This window comes from Pseudomonas paraveronii, assembly GCF_963681955.1.
Lineage (GTDB): Bacteria > Pseudomonadota > Gammaproteobacteria > Pseudomonadales > Pseudomonadaceae > Aquipseudomonas > Aquipseudomonas paraveronii.
In genome coordinates, this window is record NZ_OY817130.1 from 5,937,412 (window position 1) to 5,949,260 (window position 11,849).

Here is an 11,849-nt window from a genome sequence, read left to right on the forward strand (position 1 = left end):
TCGGGGCTTTTTTGTGGGCGCGAAGATCCCTTAGGCTGAACGCCCCTTACCGAGCAAGGATGCTCCCGATGCGCCTGCTGATTGTTCTTTTACTCAGTGTTCTAACCGGGCTGGCCGGGGCTGAAGAGTGCCCCGATGATGCGCGCGCGCAGATCGGCCCGCTGGCCCGGCAAATCAGTCTCTGGGATGACAACTACCACCGGCTCGGCCATTCGCCCATCAGCGACGAACTCTACGACCAGGCCCGCCAACGCCTGGCTCACTGGCACCGGTGCTTTCCCCAACCGGCTGCGCTGGCTGACAAGCCGTTGGCCAGCTCACGAGGCACCTCGCCACACCCGGTGGCCCATACGGGCCTGGAAAAATTGCTCGACGAACACGCCGTCGGCGAATGGCTCCGGGCTCGCCAAGACGTCTGGATTCAGCCCAAGGTCGATGGTGTCGCCGTGACCCTGGTCTACCGCCAGGGGCGCTTGCGCCAAGTGATCAGTCGGGGCGACGGCCTGCTCGGCCAGGATTGGTCTGCCTCCGCGAAAAATATCCCCGGCATCGTCCAGCAACTGCCGGAACCCATCGACCTTGTGCTGCAAGGTGAGCTTTACTGGCGTCTCGACGACCACGTGCAATCGACGCTCGGCGGGCTTAATGCGCGCAGCAAGGTGGCCGGCCTGATGAACCGTCGACAATTGAACGACGCCGAGGCGGCCGGGATCGGTCTGTTTGTCTGGGCCTGGCCCGATGGCCCGGCAGACTTTACCGAGCGCCTGGCCACCCTGGCAGGCTGGGGCTTCACCGACAGCCAACGCTACAGCCAACCCATCCAGAACATCACCGACGCCGCCCGCTGGCGCACCTACTGGTACAACCACCCACTGCCGTTTGCCAGTGATGGCGTCGTGCTGCACCAGGCCACCCGCGCACCCGCCAAGCGCTGGCAGGTCAGCGCGCCTTACTGGGCGGTCGCCTGGAAATATCCCGCAGCAAACGCCCTGGCGCTGGTACGCAAGGTGCAGTTCAACATCGGCCGCACCGGGCGCATCACGCCTGTCCTGGAACTCGAACCGGTGCGGCTGGACGACAGGCAGATCAGCCGCGTCAGCACCGGCTCCCTGCAACGCTGGAAAACATTGGATATCCGCCCCGGCGACCAGGTTTCCATCAGCCTCGCCGGCCAGGTCATTCCGCGATTGGACGAGGTGGTCCTGCGCAACGAGACCAGAGTCGACATCCAAGTCCCCAACGCCCGGGACTTTCACGCCCTGAGTTGCTGGCAACTGGACCCCGGCTGTGAAGAACAGTTGCTGGCCCGCCTGACCTGGTTGAGCGGCAACCAGGGCCTGGGCCTGCCGCATATGGGCCGGGAGACGTGGAACGTATTGATCCAGGCCGGTCTAATCGCAGGCTTCCTCGATTGGTTGACCCTGGATGCGGCAGAGCTTGCTAACATTGAAGGCTTCGGCGATCGCAGCCGTGCGCGGGTGCTCGACAGTATTCGCAGCGCACGGCAACGGCCTTTTGCTCAATGGCTCAAAGCCCTGGGCGTGCCACCCGCGGCACGCAATAACCTGGAAGGCGACTGGCAGGCGCTGGTTGCCAAGGACACCCAAGCCTGGCTGGCCCTGGATGGCATCGGCCCGGGACGCGCGGCGCAACTGAGCGCTTTTTTTCGCGACCCGCAGATCCAGGCGTTGGCTGAGACACTACGCGTGGCTGGGATTGACGGGTTTTGAACCTGACCCGGCCACTAGATTGCGACTTTGGAGCTCCCTATGAAATTTTTAGCCCCTTTTGCCCTGCTGACCGTCGCATGTTTCATGGCGACGCCGCTGCTGGCAGCCGAAGAAGCAACCCCACTGACCGGCTGCGCCGCCAAGCGCCAGGCCATCAGCACCCAGATCGAACAGGCCAAGGCCCATGGCGACAGCGCACAACAGGCCGGCCTGGAAAAAGCCCTAAGTGAAGTCACGACCAACTGCACCGACGCCGCCTTGAAAAAGGAGCGCGAAAACAAGGTACTCGACGCCAAGCACGACGTCAGCCGCCGTCAGGCCGACCTCGACAAGGCGATGAAAAAGGGCGACGCGGACAAGATCAACAAACGTAAGGACAAACTGGCCGAGTCGCGCAAAGCACTGCAGGATGCGGTGGAAGAACTCGACCAGTAAACCGGTCAGTGGTCCCGGAACTGCTTATGGCAGGCGCTGCAGGCATCTTCGACTTTCTGCACCGCAGGCGTAAGGTTACTGGCCTTGTAGGGCTGCACCTGACTTGCGATCACCAATTCACCGGTGGCCGCTTCGAGGTCGCGGGCCAGTTGCTGGAATTGCGCCTGTTTTTGCCAGACGTCGTCCTTGGCGCTGGTGTGGTCTTCCTCACGCACGCTCGGAAAATGCTTCCACGGCTCATGGGACAACGCATCGAGCTTGACCGCGCCTTCGGCGAACTTCGCGCCGTCGAACGGGATACGTCCACGCAACATGCCACCCAGGTCTTCGCCGGTCTTGAGCATTTGCTTGAAGATCGCCTTGCGCTGGCCCAGGGGCGAATTCGGATCAACGCCGCCACAGGCGGACAGCGCCAGGCAGGCGAGCAGTACAACAGTCAGTTTTTTAAAAGTCATGGTGGCTTCGAGGTCACGGGAAAACGGCGGCCAGTATCCTCGCCCCACCCGTAAAGACCAATAGCCCTATTAACGATAAGGGTTGCCCAAACGCGTCGGCGCGCGGGCAATCGCTTCAGGAATTGCTTGTATGAATATCGCTTTGAAACCCTGGAGCCGCCGTCTGGCGTGGGCTCTACCGATGATCGCAGTGCTGGCCGGCTGCGATGTGGGCAAGGATGCGCACAAAGATGAAACTATCAAACCCCATGCGGTGGCCACCTATGTGAGCGCTCCGTGGGAAGCGCTGCCGGCGGTGTCCGATAGCGAACTGCTGGCCGGGTTTGAATCCTGGCGCAGCGCCTGCCAACGCCTCAAGGCCGACCCGGTGTGGGGCGCGACCTGCGCGGCGGCAACTGCAGTGCCAGGGGATGCGGCGGCGGTTCGCGGTTTTCTCAAGGAGCGCCTGGACGTATTCGGCCTGCGCTCGGCCGACAACACACCGAACGGCCTGATCACCGGCTACTACGAGCCGGTCTACCCCGGCAGCCTGACCGAAACCCCTACCGCCCATGTGCCGGTGTACGGTGTGCCGGACGACCTGATCATCGTCAACCTCGAAAGCATCTACCCGGAACTCAAGGGCAAGCGCCTGCGCGGCCGCCTGGAAGGTCGTGTGCTCAAGCCCTATGACGACGCCAGCACGATCAACGGCCAAGGTTCCAGCGCCAAGCCGATCGCCTGGCTGACCGACCCGATGGACCTGCAATTCCTGCAGATCCAGGGTTCGGGCCGAATTCAACTGGCAGGCGGGCGCCAACTGCGCATCGGCTACGGCGACCAGAACGGCTACCCCTACCGCCCTATCGGCCGCTGGCTGGTGGAACAAGGCGAGCTGAAGAAAGAAGACGTGACCATGGGCGCCATCAGCGCCTGGGCCAAGGCGCATCCACAGCGCATTCCGGAATTGCTGGCGAGCAACCCCAGCTACGTGTTCTTCAGCGCCCGCCCCGACAGCAACGAAGGCCCACGCGGCTCGCTGAACGTGCCGCTGACCGCCGGCTACAGCGTAGCGGTGGATCGCAAGGTGATTCCGCTGGGCAGCCTGTTGTGGCTGTCGACCACACGCCCGGATGGCGCACCGATCGTGCGCCCTGTCGCCGCGCAGGATACCGGCGGCGCAATCACCGGCGAAGTGCGCGCGGACTTGTTCTGGGGCACAGGGGAAGCAGCAGGCGAACTGGCAGGGAATATGAAGCAACAGGGGCAGATCTGGATGTTGTGGCCCAAGGGCGCCGTATTACCCCAGGTGCCGGATGCCCCAGCCGGCACCTGACCGACGCTGATCGACAATGTGGGAGCAAGCCGGCTCCCACACGGCGACAGGCGTTAGATCGAGACGAAGAAGAAACTCGCAATCAGCGCCATGCCCACCGCCCACACCAGCGAGCGCAGGATGGCCCAGTCCGCCAGGTAACAGATGATGTACAGCAGGCGACTGGTGATAAACAACACCGCGAGGACATTGATCGTGACCAGTTCGGCGTTGCCCGCCAGGTGCGCGATGATCACGGCGGCAGCAAACGCCGGGGTCACTTCAAAGCTGTTGAGCTGCGCGTTGTGGGCACGTTTGGCGAAGCCTTCCAGGGTATCGAGGAAGGCACGCGGGTCATGGTTCTGCCGTGGCCCGAACTTGCCGCCGCTGAATTTGGCCACACCTGTACACAGGTAGGGCAGAAAGATTGCGATCAATACACACCAGAAAGCGACAGTCATCACTCATTCCTTTTTTGGTTTTATCAAGACGGCTAGCGTTTTATCACGAACATGCTGGTCAGCCCGCATCCACAGGCGATTGGCCCAACGGCATGGCCCAAAGCACCAAAGCGTAGCTCATCAATACGCACACCCCGGTCGGCGACGGTAGCGCCTCCGTTCACTGATCCTTATTGATCCGCTGCGGATGCCTCGGGTCCGCTGTAGCCTTGCCCGGCAGGCTGCTTTCGCTGCGGATCTGCGCGTGGCTGATCAGCGCAAAGATACAGCTCCCGCCAATGATATTGCCGGCCAGGGTCGGCCCGGCGAATATCAGCCAGAAATCCTTCCATGGCAGTTCACCGGCAAATACCAGGTAAGACACTTCCGCCGAACCGACCACGATGTGGGTGAAATCCCCCAGCGCCATCAGGTAGGTGATCAGGATGATGATCCAGATCTTGGCGCTTTCCATCGACGGGATCATCCACACCATGGTGGCGATCATCCAGCCGGAAACGATGCCCTTGGCGAACATCTGACCGGGGTCGTTTTCCATGACTTTGCGTCCAATTTCAAGGAAGGCCAGGTCGGTCTTGGTATCGAAGATCGGCAGGTGCAGCATCACATAGGCCACCAGCAAAGTGCCGCACAGGTTACCCACCAACACCACCGTCCACAGTCGCAGAAGACGCCCGGCGTTATTCAGGGTCGGTTTGCTCATCACCGGCAGCACTGCGGTCAGGGTGTTTTCAGTGAACAACTGCTGGCGCGCGAGAATCACCGCCAAAAAGCCCGCGCAATAGCCGAAGCTAGCGATGACTTTGAACCCTTCACCGTCCGGCAGGCGCGAGTTGAGCAGGCCCATGCCCATCAGTGACAGGCCCATAGTCAGGCCCGCCGCCAGCGCCGACCACCACAATGCCGCCACCGTGCGCTCCAGCTCCTGATCGCCCTGGGTGCGGATGATTTCATGCAGCACAGCCGCACGGGGCGGCTGGTTCTTGTCGACGTCGTGCTGCTCTTCCTTCGACAGGTTGGGGGTTTTGCCGTCGTCGTTCGTGTCCATGATGTTCCAGAGTCCAAGAGGTGTCTGTAGCTACGACAGGCTGGAGCAATGGCTGTTCAGTGGCGTGGCAACTAAACCGGTATGCGCCAGGCTTTGGCCATCTCCACCGTGGTCGAGCGGAACGGTTTTGACCAGGGTTTGTTGCGCGCACCATAGCGCTCGATGATACCGTCGAGCACCCGGTTGAACTCTGCGGGGGTGCTCGCCTTGGCCAAATCCGCTGCAGCGCGTTGCAGCAGCTCGACGTTGGCGTCGGTCTGGCCGGGTCGGTACAGCGATGGGTAGATGACCTCGCGGGTGAAGTTTTCGGCCTTTACCGCGATGTCGCGCCGCTTCATTTCGGCGACCGCACTGGCCATGACCTTGGACATCGGCGCGGCGCCCGACGCCTGCTTGGCCGCCACCTGCAACAACTGCTGGAAATTGCGCTGCCCGGCTGCATTCAGGCGCCGCCCCAGCCACTCGACGTGCTCAGGCCGGCTGGCGAGCGCATCCAGGTTACGCAGCGCGGCAGACAGCTCTGGCGTGAAGATCAGGGTGTCGTGGGCCTGGTTCACCTTGGCAATGGCACGGTCCAGGGTTTGCAATGCTTGTTGCGCGCTCTTTCTGAACATCAATACCGCCGCCGCAGCCGGCTCTTTCTGCAAGGTTTCCTGCACACTGGCCAACATCGCATCGTCCATCGCCAGCACCGCGTCATCCAATGAGGCAAACGTGTGACGCTCGCGCACCGTGTCGCGTTGTTCCAAATGCGCCGCCACGGTTTTGCGTGCCTGTGCCTGCAGATGCTGCTTGTCCTCCGCGCTCATGGTGAAATTCACGGTGCCGTTGAGCGTGCCGCGAAAGTCCCCCTTATCCGTCTTCAGCGGCAGGACCACGGTCTGCTCGGCAAACGCCTTGAGCCGCTCATTTTGATAAGCCTCGGCGGACGCATGGGGCGTTCCGGTCAGCTTGTCGACGAGGCTGCTGAAAAAACCGCCGCTTTTTTTCGGCGTTGCAGCGTCTTCGGCTTCAAATTTGACGATCAGAGACTCGTGCTGGCTCAACGGGCTTTCTGCAAACGAGGGCTCGATCACCCCGGGGGCAGGCGTATTGAGCAGCAAGCCACCGTCCTGGAACGCAGTGGCTTCGGCGGTTTCCTGGAAGGCATGCCCCTGCTCGGTAGGGCGCTTGAAAAGCACCGGCAACGACGCCGAAATGTGCGCGGCGCGGGCGATGTCCATGTCCGGGGTCAGGCTGGCGTTGAACGTCACCAGTTGCGGGCGACCGTCGAACATTCCGGTGCCGGTGATATTCAGTGGCTTGATCGCCGGGATGTGTCGGTTCAACACCTCAAGATCGCGAAACGTCGGCGCCCCGCCGGCGCTGAGCCGGTCAGCGATTTTCATGACTTCGTCAGGCCGGGTCGCCCTTGGCGTGGCGGCGATATGGGCGAGGATCGATTCGCGTGACTCGTTGCGCAGCAATTGCTCCAGGGGCTGCGCCTCGGTTTGCAGGCGCGGCATCACGCTCAGCAACAATTGGGAGATATTGCCCGCCGGGCCTGGCAAGCGCCCGATGAGTTTGCCCAGACGGGAACTGGCCTCTTGCAGCCAGGCCGTCAACGGGTTGTCGCTATTCAACAGGCTCGGCAGGTCGATGCGGTTCGATAGCGTGCCGAAGGCCTCGGCGTTCATGCCGCTGGCGAGCAACGTGGCAGAGATCGCGCCAGCGGATGAGCCGGAAATAACCTGGATACCTTGCAGCTTCCCGCTGTCCTCCAGCGCCTGGACCATTCCCGGATAGGCAATGCCTTTGGCACCTCCGCCGCTGAGCACCAGATGGCTGGGCGGTGGCGGCGACAACACCACGTCCACCTGGCCGTTACTGTGACGCGAAAGGCTCAGCTTGCGTGGCCCCACCCCCTCAACCAAGGGTGTGTTGACGCCTTGGCTGAGGGAGGATTGCGATGACTGAAGCGAAGGCGGCTGCACCTGATGGGCAGCCGGATTGGAGGACACTTTCATACACAGGCTCTCAATACAGGATGTAGTCCTGAGTGATGAGAACGCCTGAGAAAGATCCACCTGGAATGATTTGGTAAAGCAATCAATCCGGTGAGCGGTTACGCAGGGAGGTTGTCTTCCTTGAACTGGTCCTTCACGTACTTGATCTCGGTCCGGCCGTGCGGCGCGGGCAAACCGTCTTCGCCGAGGTTGACGAAGACCATTTTTTCCACAGTCAGGATGCTTTTGCGGGTGATCTTGTTGCGCACTTCACAGGTCAGGGTGATGGAGGTGCGGCCGAAATCGGTGGCGGTGATGCCCAGCTCGATGATGTCGCCCTGGCGCGAGGCGCTGACGAAGTTGATTTCGGAGATGTACTTGGTCACCACCCGCTGGTTGCCCAATTGAACAATCGCGTAAATGGCCGCTTCCTCGTCGATCCAGCGCAGCAGGCTGCCACCGAACAGGGTGCCGTTGGGGTTGAGGTCTTCAGGTTTTACCCATTTGCGGGTGTGGAAGTTCATGGTCACTCCAAAACGTCTTGCCGAATGATGGGCAACATAATGGCAGAGCCCGGGCTCAAGCTCTATGCGCTATTGCCTATCAACCCCATGCGAGATCTTCATCCCGCCGACAGAAAGGCTTGGGAAGTGCCGCGTACACAGCTATAATCGCCCCCGCTTCAAAACGGTCATCTTCGGTTGATACCGTTCTCCCGCCACCTGTCCGAGGGGCGCTGCAGCAGGTTCAACCTGTCAGGCTCGGATGGGGCGTTGTCCGGCCTGGTTACCCTGGCCTGATACTAAACGCACAACGGCGCCCATTCGCACACTACGAATGGAGGCTCTTCATGAGCGCTGTAATTACGCCTGCAGATTTCAACGACTACAAAGTCGCCGACATGTCCCTCGCTGCCTGGGGCCGTCGCGAAACCTTTATCGCCGAATCCGAAATGCCTGCCCTGATGGGCCTGCGCAGCAAGTACGCCGCTGAGCAACCGCTCAAGGGCGCGAAGATTCTCGGCTGCATCCACATGACCATCCAGACTGCCGTGCTGATCGAAACCCTGGTTGCCCTGGGTGCCGAAGTGCGCTGGTCGTCCTGCAACATCTTCTCGACACAAGACCAGGCCGCCGCCGCCATCGCTGCCGCCGGTATCCCGGTATTCGCCTGGAAAGGCGAGACCGAAGCAGAGTACGAGTGGTGCCTGGAGCAAACCATCCTGAAAGATGGCGCGCCATGGGATGCCAACATGATCCTCGACGACGGCGGCGACCTGACCGAGTTGCTGCACAAGAAGTACCCGCAGATCCTCGACCGCGTCCACGGCGTGACCGAAGAAACCACCACCGGCGTACACCGCCTGCTGGACATGCTGGCCAAGGGCGAGCTGAAAATCCCGGCCATCAACGTCAACGACTCGGTGACCAAGAGCAAGAACGACAACAAGTACGGCTGCCGTCACAGCCTGAACGATGCCATCAAGCGCGGTACCGACCACCTGCTGTCGGGCAAGCAAGCCCTGGTGATCGGCTACGGTGACGTGGGCAAGGGTTCGTCCCAGTCCCTGCGTCAGGAAGGCATGATCGTCAAGGTCTCCGAAGTTGACCCGATCTGCGCCATGCAAGCCTGCATGGACGGTTTCGAAGTGGTTTCGCCGTTCATCGATGGCATCAACGATGGCAGCGAAGCGAGCATCGACAAGGCCCTGCTGGGCAAGATCGACCTGATCGTGACCACCACCGGTAACGTGAATGTCTGCGATGCCAACATGCTCAAGGCCCTGAAAAAGCGCGCCGTGGTGTGCAACATCGGTCACTTCGACAATGAAATCGACACCGCTTTCATGCGCAAGAACTGGGCATGGGAAGAAGTGAAGCCACAGGTCCACAAGGTTCACCGTACCGGCTCGGGCGATTTCGACCCGCAGAACGACGACTACCTGATCCTGCTAGCCGAAGGCCGCCTGGTGAACCTGGGTAACGCCACTGGCCACCCAAGCCGCATCATGGATGGCTCGTTCGCCAACCAGGTACTGGCGCAGATCTTCCTGTTCGGCCAGAAATACGCCGACCTGTCGCCGGCCCAGAAAGCCGAGCGCCTGACCGTGGAAGTGCTGCCGAAGAAACTCGACGAAGAAGTGGCCCTGGAAATGGTCCGCGGCTTCGGCGGCGTGGTGACTCAACTGACCAAGACCCAGGCCGACTACATCGGCGTGACCGTCGAAGGTCCGTTCAAGCCGCACGCTTACCGCTACTAAGTAACCAGCTCCACCTGCTCTAACCTGTAGGAGCGAGCTTGCTCGCGAAAAACCCAAGGGCACCGCGTACAGCCTGTTTGACGCGTTATCGTTGACGTTCTTCGCGAGCAAGCTCGCTCCTACAGGGCAGGTGGGTTGCACAGTCGGCTTCTGAGTTTCCAAGGGTATTACCATGTCCCAAGACCGTCGCTACAGCTTCGAGTTCTTCCCGACCAAGACCGATGCTGGGCATGAAAAACTGATGGCGACTGCCAAGCAGTTGGCCAGCTACCACCCCGACTTCTTCTCCTGCACTTACGGCGCCGGCGGTTCGACCCGTGACCGCACGATCAACACCGTGTTGCAGCTGGAAAGCGAAGTCAAAATTCCCGCCGCGCCGCACTTGTCGTGCGTGGGCGACAGCAAGGCCGACCTGCGCGCCCTGCTGACCCAATACAAGGCCGCCGGGATCAAGCGCATCGTCGCCCTGCGCGGTGACTTGCCATCCGGCATGGGCATCGCCAGCGGTGAGCTGCGCTACGCCAACGACCTGGTGAGCTTCATCCGCGAAGAAAGCGGCGATCACTTCCACATCGAAGTGGCCGCTTACCCGGAGATGCACCCACAGGCGCGCAACTTCGAAGACGATTTGCAGAACTTCGTGCGCAAGGCCAACGCCGGCGCTGACAGTGCAATCACCCAATACTTCTTCAACGCCGACAGCTACTTCTACTTCGTCGAGCGTGTACGGGCCTTGGGTGTGAACATCCCGATCGTGCCGGGCATCATGCCGATCACCAACTACAGCAAGCTGGCGCGCTTCTCCGACGCCTGCGGTGCTGAGATCCCACGCTGGGTGCGCAAACAACTGGAAGCCTATGGCGACGACGTCAAAAGCATCCAGGCGTTCGGCGAACAGGTTATCAGTGAGATGTGCGAACAATTGTTGCAAGGTGGCGCGCCAGGGTTGCACTTCTATACCCTGAACCAGGCTGAACCTAGCCTTGCCATCTGGAACAACCTGAAGCTGCCACGCTAACGCTTGTCCGGCGGTGCCAAGGCCCTCGTCTCTACGAGGGCCTTTGTCGTTTTACATGCTTCACACTGCACCACAATGTGGCGACAAAAAGGCGCAGCAGAATCAGGAACGTCGTCATCCCTGGCGCAGCCCCGCTGGCGCTCGGCAGTTACTACCACGATAAGGTTTCCAAGATGCGGGAATCACCGTGCCAGAGCTTCTCTTTAACCCAGGAGCGTCGTAACCTCAGGCCATGCCCGTGATTTTCAAGCTGTTGACCGCGACACTTTTCACTTGCCTGAGCCTGGCCGCTTACGGCGAGAAACTGCGCATTGTCACCGAGCCGTGGGCGCCCTATGTGTACGACGACAACGGCACCATGCGCGGGCTGGACTATGAAACCACGGTGATCGTGTTCCAGCGCCTGGGCGTCGATGTGGAATGGCAATTCCTGCCATGGAAACGCTGCCTGAACATGCTCGAACAAGGCCACGCCGACGGCGCGCTGGATATTTTCCACAGCCATGAGCGCGATGCCCTGCTGCTGTACCCCAGCGAACCGCTGTCGGAAGTGGAGTTCGTGCTGTTCTACGCCAATGAGCGGCCCCACCCGGTCCAGACCCTCGACGAGCTGCGCAACCTGACCGTCGGCACCTCGCCGGGCTACCTGTATGGCGCGCAATTCAGCGAATCCAGCCTGTTCCATCGCGAGCCGGCGCCGACTCATGAAGCGAACTTCGGCAAATTGATGCTTGGCCGCATCGATCTGCTGGTGACTGACCGCAGGGTCGCTCAGCATGTGATCAAGGCATTGGGCCTGGAAGGCAAGGTCAGCCAGGCGCCCGTCGTGATCAGCCGCCAGCAGCAGTTCCTCGCGGTGCGCCGTGGCGCAGGCATGGACCTGCTGGTGCAGCGCTTTGCCGCTGAACTCAAGCGTTTCAAGCACGAGCCGGCGTACACCGCCTTGAGCGCCAAATATGGTGGTATTCAAACCGCAGCTGTGCCGATTACACTGCCTGAACGCACCGTTGAGCAGCAGGAAAGCAGCGCGCCGTGATTGCTCTGTTATACTGCGGCCTTCCCGCTAGGCTTACGCCCGGCCGCTGAGGTCTTGAAAAAGGCACCCAACCCCGCTACTGCGCAGCTTTCAAGCCCGCGCGAGCCGGTGGAGTGCCCGCCAGACG

General features: G+C 61.2%; 11 protein-coding genes and 1 riboswitch. Of the genes, 6 read left to right on the plus strand and 5 right to left on the minus strand.

Annotation, left to right across the window (positions count from 1 at the left end; all coding sequences use genetic code 11):
* The first annotated feature begins 68 nt into the window (after positions 1 to 68).
* Positions 69 to 1,730 carry an NAD-dependent DNA ligase LigB gene (gene ligB / locus U5A08_RS27545; RefSeq protein WP_321849339.1) on the plus strand — a complete coding sequence of 554 codons (1,662 nt, stop codon included), beginning with the start codon at positions 69 to 71 and terminating at the stop codon, positions 1,728 to 1,730.
* A gap of 39 nt (positions 1,731 to 1,769) precedes the next feature.
* A complete protein-coding gene (locus tag U5A08_RS27550) occupies positions 1,770 to 2,165 on the plus strand; it encodes a DUF1090 domain-containing protein (protein WP_253399856.1) in 396 nt (131 codons plus the stop codon).
* A gap of 5 nt (positions 2,166 to 2,170) precedes the next feature.
* Here U5A08_RS27550 and U5A08_RS27555 read toward each other — a convergent pair whose 3' ends face one another.
* Positions 2,171 to 2,620, minus strand: a complete 450-nt coding sequence (locus tag U5A08_RS27555; protein WP_247398960.1) for a c-type cytochrome — start codon at positions 2,618 to 2,620, stop codon at positions 2,171 to 2,173.
* Between the two features lie 130 nt (positions 2,621 to 2,750).
* Between U5A08_RS27555 and mltA the strand changes: the two genes are divergently transcribed.
* Positions 2,751 to 3,935 carry a murein transglycosylase A gene (gene mltA, locus U5A08_RS27560; RefSeq protein ID WP_253399859.1) on the plus strand — a complete coding sequence of 395 codons (1,185 nt, stop codon included), beginning with the start codon at positions 2,751 to 2,753 and terminating at the stop codon, positions 3,933 to 3,935.
* Positions 3,936 to 3,988: 53 nt separating this feature from the next.
* Here the strand turns inward: mltA and U5A08_RS27565 are convergent, their stop codons facing one another.
* The 4 genes from U5A08_RS27565 to U5A08_RS27580 all read right to left on the minus strand — a co-directional run bounded on the left by U5A08_RS27565 (position 3,989) and on the right by U5A08_RS27580 (position 7,932).
* A complete protein-coding gene (locus U5A08_RS27565) occupies positions 3,989 to 4,375 on the minus strand; it encodes an MAPEG family protein (RefSeq protein ID WP_253399860.1) in 387 nt (128 codons plus the stop codon).
* 160 nt (positions 4,376 to 4,535) lie between these two features.
* A complete protein-coding gene (locus U5A08_RS27570) occupies positions 4,536 to 5,423 on the minus strand; it encodes a formate/nitrite transporter family protein (RefSeq protein WP_253399861.1) in 888 nt (295 codons plus the stop codon).
* Between the two features lie 71 nt (positions 5,424 to 5,494).
* Positions 5,495 to 7,429 (minus strand): patatin-like phospholipase family protein, encoded by a 1,935-nt coding sequence (locus U5A08_RS27575; protein ID WP_321849342.1) that lies wholly within the window; start codon positions 7,427 to 7,429, stop codon positions 5,495 to 5,497.
* Positions 7,430 to 7,527: 98 nt separating this feature from the next.
* Complete coding sequence (locus tag U5A08_RS27580; protein ID WP_282598561.1) at positions 7,528 to 7,932, minus strand: acyl-CoA thioesterase; 405 nt, start codon at positions 7,930 to 7,932, stop codon at positions 7,528 to 7,530.
* A gap of 198 nt (positions 7,933 to 8,130) precedes the next feature.
* Positions 8,131 to 8,237, plus strand: a riboswitch (S-adenosyl-L-homocysteine riboswitch).
* A 21-nt stretch (positions 8,238 to 8,258) separates the two neighbouring features.
* Between U5A08_RS27580 and ahcY the strand changes: the two genes are divergently transcribed.
* The 3 genes from ahcY (at position 8,259) to U5A08_RS27595 (ending at position 11,722) form a co-directional block, all read left to right on the plus strand.
* Positions 8,259 to 9,668, plus strand: a complete 1,410-nt coding sequence (gene ahcY / locus U5A08_RS27585) for an adenosylhomocysteinase (protein WP_253399863.1) — start codon at positions 8,259 to 8,261, stop codon at positions 9,666 to 9,668.
* A 172-nt stretch (positions 9,669 to 9,840) separates the two neighbouring features.
* Complete coding sequence (gene metF / locus U5A08_RS27590) at positions 9,841 to 10,686, plus strand: methylenetetrahydrofolate reductase [NAD(P)H] (RefSeq protein WP_253399864.1); 846 nt, start codon at positions 9,841 to 9,843, stop codon at positions 10,684 to 10,686.
* Between the two features lie 232 nt (positions 10,687 to 10,918).
* The gene (locus tag U5A08_RS27595; RefSeq protein WP_321849343.1) at positions 10,919 to 11,722 is read left to right on the plus strand and encodes a substrate-binding periplasmic protein; all 804 of its coding nucleotides are present in this window, start codon (positions 10,919 to 10,921) and stop codon (positions 11,720 to 11,722) included.
* Positions 11,723 to 11,849: the final 127 nt, after the last annotated feature.

Coding starts and splice junctions, on each gene's coding strand:
- ligB (WP_321849339.1), top strand. CDS start 69: ATGCGCCTGCTGATTGTTCTTTTACTCAGTGTTCTAACCGGGCTGGCC.
- U5A08_RS27550 (WP_253399856.1), top strand. CDS start 1,770: ATGAAATTTTTAGCCCCTTTTGCCCTGCTGACCGTCGCATGTTTCATG.
- U5A08_RS27555 (WP_247398960.1), bottom strand. CDS start 2,620: ATGACTTTTAAAAAACTGACTGTTGTACTGCTCGCCTGCCTGGCGCTG.
- mltA (WP_253399859.1), top strand. CDS start 2,751: ATGAATATCGCTTTGAAACCCTGGAGCCGCCGTCTGGCGTGGGCTCTA.
- U5A08_RS27565 (WP_253399860.1), bottom strand. CDS start 4,375: ATGACTGTCGCTTTCTGGTGTGTATTGATCGCAATCTTTCTGCCCTAC.
- U5A08_RS27570 (WP_253399861.1), bottom strand. CDS start 5,423: ATGGACACGAACGACGACGGCAAAACCCCCAACCTGTCGAAGGAAGAG.
- U5A08_RS27575 (WP_321849342.1), bottom strand. CDS start 7,429: ATGAAAGTGTCCTCCAATCCGGCTGCCCATCAGGTGCAGCCGCCTTCG.
- U5A08_RS27580 (WP_282598561.1), bottom strand. CDS start 7,932: ATGAACTTCCACACCCGCAAATGGGTAAAACCTGAAGACCTCAACCCC.
- ahcY (WP_253399863.1), top strand. CDS start 8,259: ATGAGCGCTGTAATTACGCCTGCAGATTTCAACGACTACAAAGTCGCC.
- metF (WP_253399864.1), top strand. CDS start 9,841: ATGTCCCAAGACCGTCGCTACAGCTTCGAGTTCTTCCCGACCAAGACC.
- U5A08_RS27595 (WP_321849343.1), top strand. CDS start 10,919: ATGCCCGTGATTTTCAAGCTGTTGACCGCGACACTTTTCACTTGCCTG.